Raw genomic sequence first — 20310 nt, forward strand, 5'->3', positions numbered from 1 at the left:
TGATCATACTAGAGGAGAAATGAATAATGAATGTTGACGGATTTAAAATATATACAAACTCTTATGGTCGCAAGATAGCGATAATAACGAATTTTGTTGATTTCTCAGATAAATCATATTTTTATTACGGTTCTTTTGATGCCGTCTATATTAATATGTCTAATAAGCATTTGGTAAAAGCAATATTAAAACGTATTAATCCTGTGACATGCAATGAAACTTCATATCTTCCACTTTTTGTCAGTAAGACGCTAAAAGGAAAATTGGGGTTGCATGATTATGTCATAGATGGTTTTATTGATAACCCTACTACAGCTGATGTCGCTTCAAGCATAGAAGATATACTTAGAAATATAAAGGAGAAGAGGATTATGCCTGAAGACGAGTTCATAAATACGTCAAGTGATATCTTTTTGCGTATATACAGATATAAAATATCACGCAACGATTTTATAATGAAACCTGAACTTTTAGAAAAATCTGCTACAGGATATTCGTATCCGTTACTTGAACTTTTCCATAACTTAGGCTATTATCATCTGCGTGAGCACTTTTCTTTTGAGCAGACTAATTATGAGAAAGGTATTTTTCGTCCTTTGCGTTTTGTAAACAAGATACATCTTTGTCCTAAATGCCAACATTCTCATCTTCTTTATTATGAGACTTGTCCTAAATGTGGTAGCTCAGCATTGCATATAGAACAGATGATACATCATTTTTCCTGTGCTAATATATCGGCAGAAAATACTTATAATTTAGGAGGACAGTTGGTATGCCCAAAATGTCACGAAAGATTGCACCATATTGGCGTAGACTATGATCGTCCTGCAAGTCTTTATTCTTGTGACAATTGTGGTAATACATTTATTTCTCCTACGACAAAAGCTTCCTGTACATATTGCGAAACAGAGACAGATGTGAAGGAACTTGTTCCTCACGACATATATGAATTTGAGATTACTCCTCAAGGGGTCGAAAATATAGCACATTTATTGTATTCGTTATATTCCATAAACTCATACTTTGATAATTATATGAGTTTCTATTCATTCAGGAATAGACTTAAACTACTAATTGATAAGAAAGTAAACAACGACCAAATTATTGGACTTGCTTTAGCTAAAATTTGGGCTTTGGATGAAAATGGACGTACCACTGTGATAACAGATGACGTGGTGGCTACTACATGCCGCTTGTTTCCCACGAACAAGATTGCTTCCACACGACATATTGTATATATAAACTGTACAATCTATAATGGAGAGGGGCAGAAACAACTTGATGAGTTCAAAAAAAAGATTGTTGATGGTACCAAGGTACTTGCTGCTTATATAGAACCCGGTCATACTCAGCATTATATATTTGAAGTAGTTGGAGATAAAACAACAGATATTAATATATTTATGCAACATTTGGAATTAGTACCTAATCAAGCTGATCATGTAACGACTTTTGAAGAAGCAGAGCACCCAATAAATATTTCAACTCCTGAAGCTGTTATAAAACATTTTTTAGGTACTAATAAAAAGATTAGTGATGCTTCTGTAACTGCAGATATACCTAAAATACATGATATAGAAATAAAAAACAAAAAATCTTTCGATTATTTTTCTTGGCTTGTAATGCTTGCTGTTGCGGCTTTGGCAGCTATTATTGGTCGATATTTGTGGATAAAATAAAAACAAGTAGATGTTTAATGAATTCTTTGATTTTCTTGACACATTTGTGGCATATCTTCAACATCTGTCATTATCCAGCATAGTAAATACATATTGGTTTCTTATATTTATTGAGTTACCAAGGTATTACATTGTTGAATATGCAGTTATGTTTTATATAAATCTGCATCAGAAAAAAATCCAAAAGCAAAAAGCTTTTGCTAGGTTTAGGTTGTACAAAGAAAATCCATTGGTATCAATAATTGTGCCAGGAAAGAATGAGGGGAATCACATTTATAAACTAGTAAAATCACTTGCAGAACAAACTTACAAAAACTACGAAGTAATTATAATTGATGACGGATCTAATGATTTTACACCATATATATGTGCCGATTTAGAAAAGGCCAATCTTATAGACAAATATATAAGAATGAATGTTAGAGGAGGTAAGGCTAGTGCTGCAAATATGGGAGCTAATGTTTCAAGAGGAAAGTATATTGTGCATCTTGATGCAGATTCATCTCTTGATATTGAAGCCATAGAAAATATTCTACTTCCGTTTTATCTTGACGATAAGGTTAAGGGTGTTGGAGGATGTGTAAAAGTTAGAAATATTAAAGATTCCATCTGTACGTCACTTCAATCGATTGAATATTTAAAACGTATTCAGGTTGGAAGAACCGTTACGTCTTTTTTTGGTATCTATCACATTATATCTGGTGCTTTTGGTGCTTTTGAAACAAAAGCATTACGTACATTCGGATTTTGGGATATTGGTCCAGGACTTGATGGTGATATTACGCAGAAACTTCGTAAGGCTGGATACCATGTGGTGTTTGCTAATGACGCAATATGTATGACTAATGTTCCTACAAAGTGGTATAAACTTTTTCATCAGCGTATTAGATGGTCACGTTCATTAGTAAGATTCAGATTACGTAAGCATTTGGATATTTTACTTCCAACCAAAAACTGGTCATTCTTGAACTGGTTGTCAAATATGGAAAGTATTATGTTTGACTGTGTTTTGAATTTTGTATGGGTGTTTTATATTATAAATTTATTATGGACATTTAATGAACACATAATAGAAGTGGCTCTATTAGGGTATTTTATACGTCTGTGTTTCGATTTGTTTGGATTTGGATTGATAATGATAACTTCTGAGCGTGCCAGGCAGGAGTTCAATCTTGTTAGGTTTATGCCTTTGATGTCTCCATATTCAGGATATTTTCTTAGGCTTGTTCGCTCTGTTGCTCAGTTGCAGGAATTCTTTTTCTTCAGATCATATGATGATCCGTGGAATCCAGAAAAAACTTCACGATATGCTAAACTTGAAAGAAAATAATTAGTCTTTTTATAAATAATATTTACTATGATTAGAAAAAACAACATTAAAATTGCAGTAATAGGTTTAGGATATGTTGGTTTCCCGCTTGCATGTCTTTTCGCTAAGAAATTTAAAGTGATAGGGTATGATATTGATGCGTATAAAGTTAAAAATCTTAATATAGGGAAAATTGGCGATATTGATGTTAATATTGATCTAGTTAAGAATTTGCTCTATTCCGGAAGTTTGAGTCTTACATCATTACAGAGCGATGTGGCAGATTGTAATGTTTATATAGTTGCCGTGCCAACTCCCGCTGATAAGAAGTTGAAAGCCGATCCAACGTTGCTTTATCAGTCTTCTGTTGATTTAGGTTCGGTACTCTCACCAGGTAATATAGTTATTTATGAGTCAACAGTATGGCCTGGAATGACAGAAGAAGAGTGTGTTCCACGATTGGAAAAATCATCTGGATTGAAATATAATGAGGATTTTTTTGTGGGATATTCGCCAGAACGTATTAATCCAAGTGATAAGGCACATTCTGTAGCAAATACAAAGAAAGTTACTTCTGGTTCAACTCCTAAAGCTGCTACTTTCGTAGACAGGCTTTATAGATCTGTTTTGCAAAATGGTACATATAAGGCATCTTCAATAAAGGTTGCTGAAACATGTAAGATGATGGAAAATTGTCAACGTGACGTTTTAATAGCATACGCTAATGAAATGCTTGGAATTTGTCAGACATTAGATGTTGATTTTGACGAGGCAAACAAAGGTGCTGCAACGAAATGGAATTATGTGAAGATGAATCCTGGATTCGTAGGTGGACACTGCATCGCAGTTGATCCATATTATATGATAGACCGCGCTTCTTCTGCAGGATATAATCCAACTTTGCTTAAAGCCGCGCGTCGTGTAAATAGTAAGATGGCACCGAAATTCGCACGGCATGTTATCGTAGATATAAAATCTCGTGGTTTAAGTGTTGGTAAGAGTAAAGTGCTTTTGTTAGGATTTTCTTTTAAAGCTAATTGTCAAGACATTCGTAATACGCGAGCTTATGATATTTATGAGATGATTCATCGATATACACATCACGTCACTATTTATGATCCTCATGTAAATGCAGATAAGGTTAGGGGCGAATATGGTGTAGATGTAGAAACGGATGAGGACTCTTTGTCTAATGAAGGATATGACGCAGTAGTTGTTTGCACATCGCATTCCATATTCAGAAAACCCCAAAAATGGTTGAAAAAGGGTGGAAAAGTATATACTCTGAAGCATATTTGATATCCGCTATTTCGCCAAGATTGGACATTTTAGTCCTGTTTTGGCGAAATAATAGTCAAATAAGGTTTATAGATTGGTATAATATAAATGTTAAAAGTATATTCAAAATGCAGCATAGCCGAAACTTTATTCGTATTTTTGTATTATGGAAAAACAAAAGATACTGACATTATATAGCGGCAAGCATGATGAGTTTGTGAATGAAATAAACACGTTGAAACATAAAAGCCGTGGATTCATATTGGGTGAAGTGTTGACTTTTCTACTATTTATAGGATTTTTGGTTCTCTTCACGATTACTGATTTTGGATTGGTGTTTATCGCTATGGCTTTAATTAGTATCTTGGCTTATGTTGGCATAAGATATGCTGACGTTAAGAATAATGCCAAGATAGATATTAAAGAATCTCTTGATTTAGTATATAAACATGAGATTATGGCTATTAATGGCGATTTTTCTTGTTTTGATAATGGAGAAAAATATGTTGATGCGCGTCATCCTTTTACTTTTGACCTTGATTGTTTCGGCACAGATTCACTCTTCAATAGAATAAATAGAACTGTTACTTCGGGTGGCAACAAGCGTTTGGCTAAGTTCATGTCTACAGTAAGACCACACTCTTCGGTAGAAGCGCTTACGCAATATCATGAAGCTATTATTGAACTTGCTGCTGATGATAAGGTTGGTTGGCGTATGAAATTTATGTCTTTGGGCGTAGGAAAAGATATTGATTCTGATGCAATACTACGGGCGGTAAAGTCTGTTAAAAGTTTTATTGTGTCTGGTTTCTTTGCTTCGTCATTCCTTCCTTGGATAGTTTGGATACTCACCCTATGTTTCGTAGTATCGCTAATACTAACTGGAGCGGGCGTTATAAACTATGTTATACCGGTAATGCTGGCTTTAGTCAATTTCTTCATATCCATTAAATTATGTCATAAGGCATTGCATGAAATATATAAAATAGTGGATAAACTGCATGTGCAATTGGTGTCTTATGTTAAGCTCATGCAACATGTGGCTGATACCGACTATACATCTAATCATCTTGCTAATGGAGGAGGTGTGCTTACAGAAGCTATACCGTCGTTCAAGGAAATGGAAAGTATACTTGCTGATATTGAGAGAAGAACAAATAACTTATGGTTTTTCTTTTCTAACGCTGTTGCCCTTAAGGATGTATTTATCGTTCGAAAGTTCGTGAAATGGCAAAATGCCTATGTTGAGAAAATGGACATTTGGATAGATACTGTAAGCGATGTTGATGCAATTGTGGCTATGTCTACATTCAGTTTCAATCATCCTGAGGCAAATAGTGCTGATATTCTTGATGATGACAAAATTATTTTTGAGGCACATAATTTATATCATCCATTCCTTGATGAAACAGCCGTAAAGAATGATTTCCTTATAAAGGACCATAACTACTATATTATTACTGGTGCAAATATGGCTGGCAAAAGCACTTTCTTACGTACATTGGGAATAAACTATATCTTAGCTATGATGGGAATGTCTGTATTTGCAGACAATTTGAAAATATCGCAGTTTAATCTATTCACAAGCATGCGTACAACTGATGATCTCACTCATGGTATTTCTTACTTTAATGCCGAATTACTACGTCTTCGTCAGTTAATCAGCAGTCTGAGTGGTCCAACGTTAATCATTCTTGACGAGATATTGAAAGGAACAAACTCACTTGATAAGTTAAATGGTTCTCGTCTTTTCCTTGAATACATTTCAGGTAAGAATGTAACAGGAGTTATTGCAACACATGATTTGGAATTGTCTAAGATGGTGGACGTATATCCAGATCGTTTCCATAATTATTGTTTTGAAATAGAGTTGGGGACAGACATTACATATTCTTATAAGATAGCCAAAGGTGTGGCAAAAAATCAAAATGCGACCTTCCTTTTGAAGAATATACTTAAGGGGATGTAAATGAAGCGATTTAAAACTATTGTTTCTTATATATTTTAAGTGTGTAGATTGGAGAAAATAATACTAATCTTATTCAATACTTTTATCCATAATACTAACACATAAAATGCGATACATAAGTGGGCTAAAAGTTTTTTTTTGTGTTAAAAACGCTAATTTATTAAGTGCAATACTAAAAAATACATATCTTTGCATCAACAAATTTGTTGAACAATTATGGTTAAAAGTAAAGATAACAATACTGAGCAAAGAATTCTTGAAGCTGCAAAGCAAATCTTTCTAAGAGATGGGCTTCAAGGTGCACGTATGCAAGATATAGCTGATCTTGCAACTATTAATAGATCTATGCTTCATTATTATTTCAGAGATAAAGAAATGTTGACGCATGAGACGATGAAATCTGTAATAGCCCAGTTTATAAAGACTTTCAAAGAAAATCTAAACTCAGATTTCTCTTTTGAAGAAAAGGTAAAAAAGTATATTGAAACAGAGGTAGACTTTGCTTTCAATAATCCTAATATGCTCATTTTTGGTTTACATGAAGCTTCAAAGGATCCTGAGTTTTTTAAAAAGATAATTGAAAATAAACGTAGCACAAATTTCAGAAATCAACTGAAAGAGGCATACCAGAAGGGTGAAATAAAAACTAAAGATATCGAGGAGTTTGTAATTACAGTATCTAGTCTTTGTATGTTTCCTTTCATAGCTGGACCTATATATATGATGATTTTTGGATGGAATCAAGATAAATGGGAGAGTTATCGCAAAACGCTTAGAAAGAGTTTGCCGAAACTTATAAAACAAGTTATAACCAAATAGGTATAACTTTTTTTCGCCCCAAAAACCAACAAATTTGTTGAACATAATAGTATAACATAAATGATGAACGATGAGGTGCCCATAATTAATATGCAATTCACTGAGATAATCATATATGTTCACCGAATAAGTATTGTTTAAGCATTACTAGAGTTATACCTTTGCATCGTCCAATCAATCAAAGTGGATATGAATAAACAATTTTGACTGATGCAAACAAAGTAAAAAGGATAATAAATTGTTATAGAAAATAAAGTTATGAATGCGTTTAAAGAAAAAAACACTTCCTGGAGATGGATTGTGTTAATTGCTGGAATTATTTTTCCAATGTTTGCTTGCTCTCAGACTTGCAAACATTACACATTAGATCAAGTAATCCAGTCGGCTTACCAGAAATATCCATACGCCGCTAGATTGGATTTAATTAATCAACAGAGTAGTGAGTCTTGTAAAGTGATCGATTCAGAGTGGCTCACACATATTTCTCTTTCAGCCAAGAGCTCATATCAGTCAGAGATATCTGCAATTAGTATTCCTAAGGATATTGAGGATAAGTTTGGTATCAATATGGGGAGTGGGAAAAAACTCCAATATCAAGGTGGAGTAGGTGTTTCTCAGCTAATTTATGATGGAGGTATAGGTTCTATAAAAAAGAAAATTAGTAATCTGGATAGTAGCACAAGAACTGATCAAATCAAGTCTCAGATGTTACAAATTGAAGAGAATATCGACAATTTGTTTGAAAACATTCTTTTAACAAAAGAACAGATAAAAGCCGTTAAATTTAAAAGATCAGATCTTGAATTAAGAAAGAAAGATGTATCAGCAGCCATTTTGAATGGTATCTCGCTAAAAACAGATATTCAGGAGATAGAGGCTAATATCATTCAGTTAGGACAACAGGAAACGGAGTTCCGTATGTCATTATGTCAGCAGTATCTTGCGCTATCATCTTTTGCTCAATTGCCTATTGATACAGCTTCCGTCCTTGAATTGCCTGGGCCTACACAGATTGTGGATCGCAATTTCTCTACACGACCTGATTATAAAGTTTTCGGTACTCAAATTATGAGTGCAGACTGCAAACTGAAAGAACTCAATACGGAATATGTTCCAAAACTATCCCTTTTTGCTAATGGATATTATGGACGTCCAGGACTTAATATGATGGACTACTCCACCCACTATTCGGGAATAGTGGGTGTTTCGTTAACCTGGAATATTGACGCATTTTATAGTAACACGCATCAACGTAATTTAATAAAAATAGATAGAGAAATAGCGCGTAATCAGAAATCGATTTATGAGATAGAGATGAATCGACAGATTGATAATCTGAATATAAATCTAGCAAAAAATAAAGAGCTAGCAAATAGTGATGATCAGATAATCAGAATACGCTCTAATATAAAGGATGTAGCTTCTATACAATTGAGGAACGGTACAATAACGCTAACAGATTACCTAATCAAACTCAATGATGAAGCTCAAGCAATGGTAAATAAGTCTATTCATAATATAGGATATTTGATGGATGGCGCTAAGATGAAAACTTTACTTAATAAGAACAATTAAAAAACAATAGGATAATGAAAGCTTTAAATATGAAATCAAAAAAGATGTTGTTTACAGCGATAGCAGTGGGTGTTGTAATCATATGTTCTGGATCTGTAATGGCATATGATGATTGGAGTCAGGAATCTACCGACGATGCTTATATTGACGGTAATATAATTCCGTTACGCACATCTGTAACAGGATATGTAACTAAAGTTATGTTTCAGGATAATCAGAAAGTTACTAAAGGAGATACGGTCGTAGTTTTTGACACAGTTGGCTTGAAATCTCAGATGATTCAAGCTGAGGCTCAGGTGGCATCTGCACAAACTGAACTTGAATCGTGCAAGAAACAGATTTTGGCTTCAAAGTATGGGGAGAGCACTGCTGATTTTAATGCTGGTTCTGCTAAAGAGAATGTATCTCAGGGTAAGGTAAAAGTCTGGCAGGCACAGAAAGACTTTCAGAGAATAGAAAAAATGTATAAGTCAGGAGCTGCAACCCAGCAGACTTATGATAATATGAAAGCGACTTGGCAGATAGCACAGGCTCAGGAAAGAGCTTCTGATAAACAGTTTAATGCAATGGCTACTCAAGAATCTACTACACGTCTGCAGACTAATATCCATTATACACAACTTAAGCAAGCTCTTGCTCATATCAAGCAGGCTTATGCTCAACTCACTCTCGCAAAAGACCAATATAAGCATGCTTTTGTAATAGCTCCATGCAACGGTATTATATCTAAGAAAAATGTGGAGCCTGGTCAGTTCATTCCTTCAGGCACAGCTCTTGCTTCCCTAATAAGTACATCTGACATTTGGATTACTGCAAATTTTAAAGAAACACAATTAGAGAATATGAAAGCTGGGCAACAAGCTATAATCAAAATAGATGCTTATCCAGGACTCAGACTCAAAGGTATGATTGCTAGTTTTTGTGCAGCTACAAGCACAAAATTCTCTTTATTACCTGCTGAAAATGCAACTGGTAACTTTATAAAAATAACCCAGAGAATTCCAGTACGGATCAAGATTGCAAAGAACAACGAAAACAAGCCACTCCTTCCAGGAATGAATGCTGTTGTATCTGTAAAAACAAAGTAAGATGCAAAACAATGTTACAACTCCAAACGCTGAATACCCAACAGGCTTTGTAAGAATTGTTATTGTAGGCACATGTATTGTTGCATCGTTGCTTGCTATCATCGATTCTACTGTTGTCAACGTTTCTCTACGTCATATAGCCGGAAGCATAGGCGCATCAACGACAGATGTAGCTTGGATAATCACGGCATTTGCTATATCTAACGTGATCATCATTCCTCTAAGTGGAATGTTAGCCGAACTATTTGGAACAAAGAATTATTTTACAGTTTCAATACTCGTTTTTACTTTGGCTTCATTTATGTGTGGTAATTCAAGCGAACTTTGGGAACTCGTATTATGGCGTTTTATTCAAGGACTCGGAGGCGGTGCTTTAATGACTCAGTCACAAACAATACTTGTGGCTTCTTATCCACCTGAGAAACTTGGTATAGCGAGTGTTATCTATGGTATTGGCATTGCTGCCGGTCCAGCACTCGGTCCTACTCTTGGTGGGTTCATTACTGATAATTATTCATGGCATTGGATATTCTATATCAACGTTCCTCTTGGCATCTTAGCTACTACTACGTCATGGTTGACAATACCAAATGAAAAGAATTCTCAACGTAAAGATAATATTGACTGGTGGGGCATTCTATTCCTTGCTATTGGTATTGGTAGCCTTCAATACGTACTGGAAGAGGGCAACTCTAAAAATTGGTTTGATAGCAACATCATAATCATTTTCAGCTTAATATCAGCGGTAGGTCTAGTTGCCTTCGTTTACACAGAGATGATACAGAAGATACCGGCAGTTAATATTCGCTTATTAAAGCATCGCAACTTATCAATAGGTATAATGTTCAACTTTATCATTGGTGCTATACTCTATATTGCTGTATACACATTCCCATTGATGGCTCAGATTAATCTCGGTTGGACTGCTACTATAAGCGGACTGTCGCTTATGCCAGGAGCTATTTTATCCACGATAGGAATGATTTTTTCACAGAAGTCAATCGATCGAGGAGTAGATCCTAAATTGCTTATAATAGGCGGATTCTTGTGTACATTTATTTTTGGTACATGGATGAGTTTCCAATCAGAAAGCTCGTCATATTCAGGTCTTTTTATTCCACTTCTTTTTAGGGGACTAGGCATCGGTTTATTTATGTTGCCAGTGATAATGATGTCAATACAAGGTCTCAAAGGAGCCGACCTTGGTCAGGGGGCTGGATTAGGAAATATGGCAAAGCAATTGGGTGGAGCTGTAGGTCTTGCACTTATTGGTACTCACATATCTGATGCACAGGCAATGTATCAGTCTCAGTTGTCATCTAACATCAATATCTATTCCAATACTGCAACCGATGCAATGCAGAGGGTTTCTCATCTATTGCAGAGCTCTGGTATGAGTAGTGGCACTGCTGATGGGATATGCAACACATTACTTGGATCTGAAGTTTTTAGAAATTCAGAATTGCTAAGTTATCTCTCATCATTCAGGATGCTGGCCGCCATAAGCCTTGTGTCTCTGTTTTTTATGTTTTTCTTAAAAAAGAAAATTAAAACTTCAAATAATGAAAGTAACGATTAATCTTTTCACTTACGCTTGTACAGGATGCGGTAAGTGTATTCTTAACTGCCATAGGCATGTGTTTAGAGTGGTCGACAATGGAATGATACATTTTATCAATACGCTCAATGAGGATAATTACATTGGTTGTGGCAGTGTGAAGTTGTATGTAAATGCAATGCAATTAAGATAGCTAGTTATCTGTAAATATAATTATATAAAAGAATCCCAAGCACTAAAACGCTCCAAAGAGTTAAATAGTTCTTGGGATTTCTCTTTTAAATATAGGTGAGCCATTATTCAGTCTTATTCTTATAATCTACAATGCAAAGTTGATAAGCAGCGTAAGCCTGAATATATTCATTCTTTGCATTCTGTAGTGCAGTCTGAGCATCTAATATGTCGGACATGGTCGTTGTTCCTGCACGATATGTGTTAGTGTTTAAACGTAGATTCTCTTCAGCCTGTGTTATAGACTTTATAGATACTTTTATCTGCTGCCATGATTCAATCACATCGTCATGCGCCTTTTGTATTTCAATAGCTAAAAGTTCTTTGCTGTCTTGCAATGTCTCTATCGCGTTTTGTAACTGCAAACTGGCTTTCTTCTCATTATGACCACCTTCCCATAGGTTGGATATTGGAACAGACAATGTTACAAAAACGGCTCCAGATAAATTGTTCTTATCAAAAAAGTTATCGTATGAATACGATGCTCCTATACCCAGAGTCGGTAGAGACTTACCCTTCTCTATATTAAGATTGGTATGGCTTATATCTACATTTTTCGCCAGTAACTTATATTCAGGTCTTTGTTCAACCTTATCTGATGGTGATACTTCCATCACATATAGATTTGGCAGTTTACCTATCTCAATAGGAGAGGAAATGTCGATTAATGTCTGAGGTTTGCCTATATACTGAGCAAGCAACAATAGGCTCTGTTTCAATGCATTGTTAAGTTTGATATGCGCACTCTCATTCTTGTTTTGTTCTAATTCTACCTTTAATAAGTCATTACGGTTCTTTAGTCCAGCTTTCACGGCTGAAGCCACATCTATGTGTAACTTGCTCAAAAGAGAATCAGAAACATCCAGCGTGCGAATGGCTTCTTTGCAGTCAACAACCTGCCAGAAATATCTCTGGGCATTATATGCTACCTGGCGTATTGAGATATCTTTCTGAATGCGTGCGGCGTCTTCCCCATACTTGGATAGTTTATACCCATTGCTGATACGTCCACCGGCATAAATAGGCTGCATCACAGATACGCCCGCTGTTACACCATTCTTTAATGCAGAATAACTGGCAAGTCCCAAGTTCAGATCTAGCAAATGCTTGTCGGCAGCAAATCCGATAGCAGATGCACTTACCTTTGGTAAAAAAGCATTGTATGTATCCTTACGAGTTTCTGATGCCTGACTAATCTGGTTGTCGGCTGTGCGAACAGATATATTATGTTCTATTGCCATTTTACTAACCTCATCGGCTGTATAACTATGTTGTGCTAGCAAGGCTAATGGCATTACCAATGCCATCGCCAATGTATTTATTCTTTTTGTTTTCATTTTACTACCATTTTATAAGCTACAGGCATCACAGTGAGTATGAAAAGCATTGTAACCATTGTTCCATAACATATCACGGCTCCCATTGGTGCCCACATATAACTACCACTGATAACCATTGGCACTACACCCATAGAGGCTGCTGCCGATGTAAGGAAGATAGGACGCATACGCCTGAGTGCGGCATAATAGATTGAGTCGGCTGTAGTGAGATGCTCCTTTTGTTTTATCTCGTGTGCGTAGTCAAAGAGTATGATGCCATTACGTACAAGTATACCCATAAGACTTACTATGCCTAGCACGCTTGTTATACTAAAGTTGACTCCTTGAATGATGAGACCTAGGGCTGCACCAAAGACGCATAACACCAGACATGACATCATAAGTAGAGACATGCCTATGCTTTTGAAATGCCATAACAAGATGAAGAAGATGATGACCACAGATGTGATTAATGCCATTATTATGCCCGGCATCTGATCACTATCCCCTGCATAGCGACCTCCATATGAAAGGCTTACTCCGTTAGGTAGATTTACATTATCCAGCTTTTTAATGAGATGTTCGGTTGAAGCAATAACATTATTGTTACCCGATACCTCTGATGATACTGTAACACTACGCAAACCACCACGATGTGTAATCTGTCCATATTCCAACTGGCTTTTGAATTTGGCTAACTGACGTAATGGAGCATTGCCAAAACCATAATGTACAGGTATTAGCTCGTTTTTTACATCATTCACAGTTGCACTGTCTGAGCGTTGTGACTTCATAACTACATCTGTTCCATAGTCGCCCTCCCAAAGTGTTGCCACCTTGAGCCCGCTGCTATACTGCAACATCATAGTCTGCTGAAGACCAGCATTTGTCATGTCAAGCATATGCATTTGTTGTTCGTCAGGACTAATATGCAATGAATGTAATGGCTCTTCAAAACTAGTTTGTACTAATTGCAGTTCAGGCATATTGCGCATTCGCTCGGCTATGATATCAGCTGCCTTGGATAGTGAATCTAAATCTCCACCTGTAAGTCTTACTTCTACGGGATGGGCATCATCATTGAATGATAGTTGTACGATACGCACATTCGCATCAGGGAAATAGTTAGAATACTTATTCTTATACTTATCAACAAGTAGTTCCGTCATTTTATTGTCAGTAGTGTTGACGATAAACTGTGCAAAATTACTGCCACCTAACTGTGGTGCATAGTCTATATGAAAACGTGGAGAAGAGGTTCCTATAAACGATGTAACTGAAACTACACCACTATCACGCCGCATCATATTCTCTAAACTATCTGAAATCTGAGCTGTTCGTTCAAGCACTGTACCCGTGGGAAGACTTATCTCTACGGCAAACTGATTTCGTTCGGCATCGGGCATTAATTGTTGTGGAACATTGGAAAGCATTATACATCCAACAATGACACTTAACACTGCCGAACTTATCGTAATAGCAGGATGCTTGAAGCATAAATCCAATAATAATTTATATTTAATCTGTAGCCACTCTAACATCGAAAATTTCTTTTTTCTGTTGTCTGTTTTAACCATTGATAGGTTTTCTGGTTTGATAAAGAAATACTGCAATATTGGTACTACTAGTTGAGCCACATACATAGAGATGAACAGAATAATGGTAATAGCCCAAGGGAAACTCTCAAAGAATTCTGTCAAACCACCATTCATAAATATGATAAGCGGGAAGAAAGTTATACTTATAGACAGTGTTGCTGAAAGTATTGACTTGAAAAAGTGGCGGGCACTCTCTATCGCAGCATGCCATCGGGATATGCCAGATGAAAGAAGCTCAATATAATTATCAATTATCACGATCGAATCGTCTACAATCATGCCTAGCGTCACGATCAATGCAGCCAGTGTGACGGTGTTTAATTCCATATCAAAAGCATACAACGCACCAAGAGAAATGGCAATTGTAACAGGAATTGTGCCTGATGCAACGAGAGCCACACGAAGAGGCATAAGCAACAGAACAACTCCTATAACTGCTACTATGGCAATAAGAAGTTCTTCGAAGAATGAATATATACTGTCTTCTACTACTTTGCTTTGATCGGTAATCTTTTGTATCTTTACATCTTTTGGAAAAGACTGATTAATGGATAAAAGTTTATCGTTTACTTTCTCTCCCATAGATGTGATATCTGCCCCTTTTTTCATCTCAATGCTCAGAAGAAGAGTTTTTGTTCCATTGTAATTTATATATGATTCTGGTTTCGGATAGTCTTTTCTGACATCAGCAATATCCATCAGTCTGACAGATGAGTGTGTTACCGGATTGTTAATGAGTTGTATATTCTTCAGTTCTGCAACCTTCTGCATTCCAAGGTCTACATAAATTGGGTATTCTGTAGTGCCATCTTTTATACGACCAGAACCAGTAACACATCCTTTTTTCATAAGTGCATCTGCCACCTGCTCGCTTGTAAGACCGTAATGAGAGAGTCTTTCATTATTTACAGTCACGCTTATCTGTTCTTTCTGCATGCCGTAAACCTGTACACGACCTATCTCGTTAATAGTTCGCAGACTGTCCTCCAACTGCTTCATGTATTCGTTCAGTTGTCTGTATGTCTTTTGTTTGCTTTCCATGGCAATCAGTATAGCAGACGTTTCACCAAAGTCGTCTATAACTTCGGTGCCAACTACCCCCTGTGGCAACTGTCGCCCATACGCATCAAGTCCATGACGAAATTTACTCCAGAAGGCATCTTTATCTTTAACATCATCATTCAGCTCTACCTGAATAATACTCATGCCATCACGACTTGATGATATTGTTTTTTTACGTTTTACTTCATTATAGGTGAATATATAATTCTCAAGTGGTTTGGTAACCTGTTGCTCAACATTTTCAGATGTAGCTCCGGGGTATAAGGCGACTACTAATCCTTGACGTATGGTGAAATTTGGAAACTCATTCTTTTTCATATTATCAAGTCCCCATATACCAATTCCCATAAGGCAACTAACTATCAATATCACAATTTTGTGATAACGCATAGCCCATTCTTGCATTGTCTTTTTCATAATAGAATCCTTTCCTATTTGATAATGTTTACGCGTGAACCATCACTTATCTTTTGCATACCCTCGACGATTAGTTCCTCTCCGGTAGACAATCCGCCCGTGACGTTGATTCCATTTTCATTTTCATCACATATAGAGATGCTTTTACGTCGTACGACTCCATTTTTTACCACCCAAACGTAATATCTATTGTTGTTATCCATCTGAACTGATTTGAAAGGGATAATAATGCCTTTGTTATGTGATACACCAACATATGCCTTGCATATCATACCAGGTAGAAGTTTGTGATCGGGATTGTCTATACTTATACTTACAGGATAAGAATGAGAAAGAATATCTGCTTCAACACCTACTTCTGATATTCGTCCAATAAAAACTTTGCTGGAAAGCACATCAACTTGTAATTTTACAGGTTTGCCTACTTTCATATAAGTCATTTCTTTTTCGGGCACAGATATGTTTATTTTTACATGGTCTATTTTCACAAGTTTCGCAATACTCATTCCTGGACCTGCATTCAATCCTATCTCGCCTGTCTTTTCAGATATATATCCATCAAATGGAGCTCTGATGCTACAGTCTTTAATCATCTTACTTGTAATGGCTTCTTGTGATTTAGCCTCACGCAACTTGCTTTGTGCCTCAACCAACTGTACTGCTGGAACACTATTTGTTGCCTTAAGTTGCATCAGTCTATTATAGTAATCGCGTGCCTGCAATGTCTGAGTATGAGCAGCCTGCCATTGGTAATATGCCTGAGATGTATTTGATACAGCTATAAGTTGTCCCTTCTTAACATATTGTCCTTCATCAACAGCCATTCGCTCAATAGTTCCGCCATTGATAAAACTCAAAGCTACTCCGTTCTCTTCTTTTACTGTTCCGGAATAGAACTGTGAGTTGTTATCCGTTACAATCCCGACGGTTTCAACTTTTACACCAACAGCTGTTTCGTTATTGCTGTTATCGCCTTTCCTGCATGAGCTTAGGAAAATCAACATAAAAAATAATACGACCTTGAATTTAGTTTCCATAATTTTTTTATTTATATTTCGACTGCAAAAATAGAGCAAATGGAACACTCTTTAGTGTTCTAAAATATCCTTTAATTGTACAAATAGTGTTATTGATGAAGAAATAAGAATAATAAAACAGTAAAAGTGGAATATAAAACAGTAGTTGTTGCAAAAAAAACATTTACTTTGCAAAATAACCCATAAAAAGTAATTGTATGAAGAAAATCACTTTTGGAAGAGTACAACAAGAAGACGGACTCTACTATAATGATGACGGTATCATATTGATAGACAATATTACGCAGACTTCACTGGCAGACTACGAAGATATCAACCTAGAATTCAATGTCTTTGTATATTGTGAAAAAGGTAAATTGCAGCTTACGCTTAATGACAATGTGTATCTTTTGAAATCGCAGGATTACATATTATGTCAAGCAGGGCAGCATGTTAAAGATTACATGATGAGCCAGGATGTAGAATTTAAAATGTTGGTTTTTACCACAGCAGCCATTAGTAATTCGTTGTTTCTAAAAGATGCAATTTGGAATATCTCGGGCCTTTTAGATAAATCGCCTAAACAGCATTTTTCTGATGAGGAAGGTGAGATAATAGAACATTATTACGAACTTACTAAGATTCACATGAGCGAAGAAGGTGATCAAAAATACAATCATGATATAATAAAACTTCTTTTTCAAGCTCTTGTAATGGAGTTTTTTAAGATTACAGATGCTAAAATAAAGATGGCAGGTTTGCCGGACGTTACAGCTGATAAGAGCCAGAATGGAGTGTTGTTCCGTCGTTTCGTTGAGTTGCTAACAGCAAATGATGGTAAGATAAGGACAGTGCAAAAGGCTGGTGAGATGCTTAATGTGTCTCCTAAGTATCTTTCCAAAGTGATAAGTAAGGCTGGGGGTAAGACCGCCATGCAATATATTCACGATTATACAATGGAATCAATCATATATCGGTTGAAATATACAGATTTATCAATTAAAGAAATCGTAATAGATATGGATTTTCCTAATATATCTTTTTTCGGGAGATTTGTAAAGTCGATGTTAGGAATGTCTCCTCGTGAATATAGAGAGAAATTAAGAAAGAAAAAGTAGTAAATTGTCACATCAGTAATTTTTCATATTGTTTTCTTGCATAGGGTAATGTTATTATGCCATATATTTACTACTTTTGTCTCTCAAGAATAATTAGCACATAAACGATAATAAAATGTTTCAAGAAATAGACCCAAATAAGATTTCGTTTGACGAAACTCGAAGACCTGCCAGCAACGATTATGTCGTTTCTGTGAAATATGGTAAAGTCCTATTTAAAAAGACAAATGATGAAATTGATATTCCATTGGTTTCAGATTTTGAAGATATAGACCTTAATGGTTTAAAGTATCTTATGAGTGTTGATGATTCCAACTTTTATATGAGCATGGAGTATATCTCGGCACCTGATATGGAATATGGTAAACTTATTGGTTTACTTCATCTTGATAGCATTCCTCAAGAAATTAGATTTGCAGCATGTACATGCGCCCACTTGGCTGGTTGGTATGAAGACAATAAGCTATGTGGAAGATGTGGAACTTTAACTCAATATGGTAAGGAAAGAAATGAATTGGTGTGCCCAGAATGTGGCAGACATATTTTCCCCACAATAGCTCCTGTTGTAATTGTTGGAATTACGAATGGCGATAAACTAATGTTGACTCGTTATGCTGCAAAGGGTGCTTATGCTCACCATTCGCTGGTAGCTGGATTTGTTGAAGTTGGCGAGACTTTGGAAGAAGCTATACGACGTGAAGCTTGTGAGGAAACAGGTTTAAAAGTAAAGAATATTAGATATTTCGCCAGTCAGCCATGGGCTTTCTCTTCTGCATTACTTATGGGCTTTTGGGCAGAAGCAGATGGTACTGAAGTTCATCTCAATGCTGATGGTAAGGGCGAACTTGCCACAGCTGAGTGGATTTCAAGAGATGATATAAAAATGGAGAGTGATGAAAGTTCGCTCACTTGGACAATGATTAAAAATTTTAAAGATAATGAATAATGAAGTTTTATTCGTTCTATTGAACGATTATGCAGATTATGAACCAGCTTATATTTCAGGTTCTATCAATTGTGATAAGTTTGGAATGAAACAGAATCCTAAATATGTAACAAAGGTAGTGGCACCAACGATGGATTTAGTCCGTTCTTGTGGAGGCTTTAATACAATGCCCGATTATTCTTTTGATAATCTGCCAGAAGACTATGCCGCTCTTATTCTTATAGGAGGATATGGTTGGATCACTGATGAAGCTAAGCGAGTGGCACCAATTGTAAAGGATGCTATTTCAAAAGGCATTATCGTAGGCGGTATCTGTAATGGTGCTTCTTTTCTGGCACAGAATGGCTTTCTTAATAATGTGAAGCATACAGGTAATGGTCTTGATGAATTGAAACGTTGGGGTGGGGATAACTATACAAACGCAACTGGATATCAGAATGTTCAGACCGTAAGTGATAACGGTATTGTTACTGCTAATGGAACAGCATCGCTGGAGTTTGCCGTTGAGTTAATGAAGATGTTGGAAATTGATACAGAAGAAGATATTGCTGCATATTACCAGTTTATGCATCTAGGCTTTTGTGACTTCATGAAGACGCTGGCATAAACTATCCAAATTCAATGGCATAAAAAATAAATTCAAGTAACATAATGAAAGAATGTTTTTTGTGTCATTGAATATTACTATCTAATCATGCTTTTTTGTGTTATTTAGCTACGAAGCTACGGTATCTCTCGCAAAGCCTATAAACAGAGGGGCTAACGACACGTAGTTTGGAGGATTTAGCTACGTCAAGCTACGTTCTAGCTACGTCAACTTGTGTCTTTTTAGGATCGAAAGTTATTCTATAAGTGAATTTGTCAAAGAACCGTTGACTGTATCTGAGGAATAGATTTAGTAAACGAGAGCAGAATTTTTCAAGCTTGTTTAAATGTTCTGCCGAATTCCGCTGAATTCTCGGCAAAGATACTACAAAAAAATTGTCCATGCAATTGGATTTAGGTTAGCCTGTTAGCCAAAGTTTTAATTACTGGATGCTACACATCGTATATACACGCGCGTGCGCATGCGCACACTCTGAGTTTTTCGTAAAAACAAGTGTCGAAGTGTCTATTCATTGAGCATCAATTTGTTAGACATCTTTTCGAGTCGGATATAGTGACGGTTATTCGTCGGTAAAATATGGGCGAAAAAATCCTCATATTGCATTGCACTTTATGAAGTAATTTAATGCGTTTTACGATGTTTTGCAGTCCATTTTACGATGAAATGCATTGCGTTTTACGAAGCAATAGGAGGTAAAACATCGTAGAAACGTTTGCGTTTC

Annotated in this window: 15 protein-coding genes; 12 read left to right on the forward strand and 3 right to left on the reverse strand. The window is 36.1% G+C overall.

What is annotated here, in order from left to right; all coding sequences use genetic code 11:
* The first annotated feature begins 26 nt into the window (after positions 1–26).
* From HEQ28_RS11345 to HEQ28_RS11385, 9 genes are all read left to right on the forward strand, one after another.
* A complete protein-coding gene (locus HEQ28_RS11345) occupies positions 27–1679 on the forward strand; it encodes a TackOD1 domain-containing metal-binding protein (RefSeq protein ID WP_434502500.1) in 1653 nt (550 codons plus the stop codon).
* A 10-nt stretch (positions 1680–1689) separates the two neighbouring features.
* Positions 1690–3009 carry a glycosyltransferase family 2 protein gene (locus HEQ28_RS11350; RefSeq protein ID WP_434502502.1) on the forward strand — a complete coding sequence of 440 codons (1320 nt, stop codon included), beginning with the start codon at positions 1690–1692 and terminating at the stop codon, positions 3007–3009.
* 27 nt (positions 3010–3036) lie between these two features.
* Complete coding sequence (locus tag HEQ28_RS11355) at positions 3037–4287, forward strand: nucleotide sugar dehydrogenase (RefSeq protein ID WP_434502503.1); 1251 nt, start codon at positions 3037–3039, stop codon at positions 4285–4287.
* 145 nt (positions 4288–4432) lie between these two features.
* Entirely contained in the window at positions 4433–6235 is a 1803-nt protein-coding gene (locus HEQ28_RS11360; protein ID WP_434502505.1) for a MutS-related protein, read from the forward strand.
* A gap of 216 nt (positions 6236–6451) precedes the next feature.
* Complete coding sequence (locus HEQ28_RS11365) at positions 6452–7054, forward strand: TetR/AcrR family transcriptional regulator (RefSeq protein ID WP_434502507.1); 603 nt, start codon at positions 6452–6454, stop codon at positions 7052–7054.
* Positions 7055–7312: 258 nt separating this feature from the next.
* Positions 7313–8629, forward strand: coding sequence for a TolC family protein (locus HEQ28_RS11370; protein WP_434502509.1), 1317 nt, complete (start codon positions 7313–7315; stop codon positions 8627–8629).
* A 14-nt stretch (positions 8630–8643) separates the two neighbouring features.
* Positions 8644–9717: an HlyD family secretion protein gene (locus tag HEQ28_RS11375; RefSeq protein WP_434502511.1), complete on the forward strand. Its 1074-nt coding sequence runs from the start codon at positions 8644–8646 to the stop codon at positions 9715–9717.
* A gap of 1 nt (position 9718) precedes the next feature.
* Positions 9719–11296 carry a DHA2 family efflux MFS transporter permease subunit gene (locus HEQ28_RS11380; protein WP_434502513.1) on the forward strand — a complete coding sequence of 526 codons (1578 nt, stop codon included), beginning with the start codon at positions 9719–9721 and terminating at the stop codon, positions 11294–11296.
* Positions 11280–11468, forward strand: coding sequence for a hypothetical protein (locus tag HEQ28_RS11385; RefSeq protein WP_434502514.1), 189 nt, complete (start codon positions 11280–11282; stop codon positions 11466–11468). Before HEQ28_RS11380 ends, HEQ28_RS11385 begins: the two co-directional genes overlap by 17 nt.
* Positions 11469–11571: 103 nt before the next feature.
* Here the strand turns inward: HEQ28_RS11385 and HEQ28_RS11390 are convergent, their stop codons facing one another.
* The 3 genes from HEQ28_RS11390 to HEQ28_RS11400 are packed head-to-tail and all read right to left on the reverse strand — an operon-like array spanning position 11572 to position 16939.
* Positions 11572–12843 (reverse strand): TolC family protein, encoded by a 1272-nt coding sequence (locus HEQ28_RS11390; protein WP_434502516.1) that lies wholly within the window; start codon positions 12841–12843, stop codon positions 11572–11574.
* Complete coding sequence (locus HEQ28_RS11395; protein ID WP_434502518.1) at positions 12840–15902, reverse strand: efflux RND transporter permease subunit; 3063 nt, start codon at positions 15900–15902, stop codon at positions 12840–12842. The genes HEQ28_RS11390 and HEQ28_RS11395 overlap by 4 nt, the downstream gene beginning before the upstream one ends.
* Positions 15903–15916: 14 nt before the next feature.
* Entirely contained in the window at positions 15917–16939 is a 1023-nt protein-coding gene (locus HEQ28_RS11400; RefSeq protein ID WP_434502520.1) for an efflux RND transporter periplasmic adaptor subunit, read from the reverse strand.
* A gap of 197 nt (positions 16940–17136) precedes the next feature.
* Between HEQ28_RS11400 and HEQ28_RS11405 the strand changes: the two genes are divergently transcribed.
* The 3 genes from HEQ28_RS11405 to HEQ28_RS11415 all read left to right on the forward strand — a co-directional run bounded on the left by HEQ28_RS11405 (position 17137) and on the right by HEQ28_RS11415 (position 19589).
* Positions 17137–18036 (forward strand): helix-turn-helix domain-containing protein, encoded by a 900-nt coding sequence (locus tag HEQ28_RS11405; protein WP_434502522.1) that lies wholly within the window; start codon positions 17137–17139, stop codon positions 18034–18036.
* Positions 18037–18151: 115 nt separating this feature from the next.
* Entirely contained in the window at positions 18152–18982 is an 831-nt protein-coding gene (gene nudC / locus HEQ28_RS11410; RefSeq protein ID WP_434502524.1) for an NAD(+) diphosphatase, read from the forward strand.
* Complete coding sequence (locus tag HEQ28_RS11415) at positions 18975–19589, forward strand: DJ-1/PfpI family protein (RefSeq protein WP_434502526.1); 615 nt, start codon at positions 18975–18977, stop codon at positions 19587–19589. Before nudC ends, HEQ28_RS11415 begins: the two co-directional genes overlap by 8 nt.
* The last annotated feature ends 721 nt before the right edge of the window (positions 19590–20310 follow it).

The sequence above is a fragment of the Prevotella sp. genome, assembly GCF_051059605.1.
Taxonomy (GTDB): Bacteria; Bacteroidota; Bacteroidia; order Bacteroidales; family Bacteroidaceae; genus Prevotella.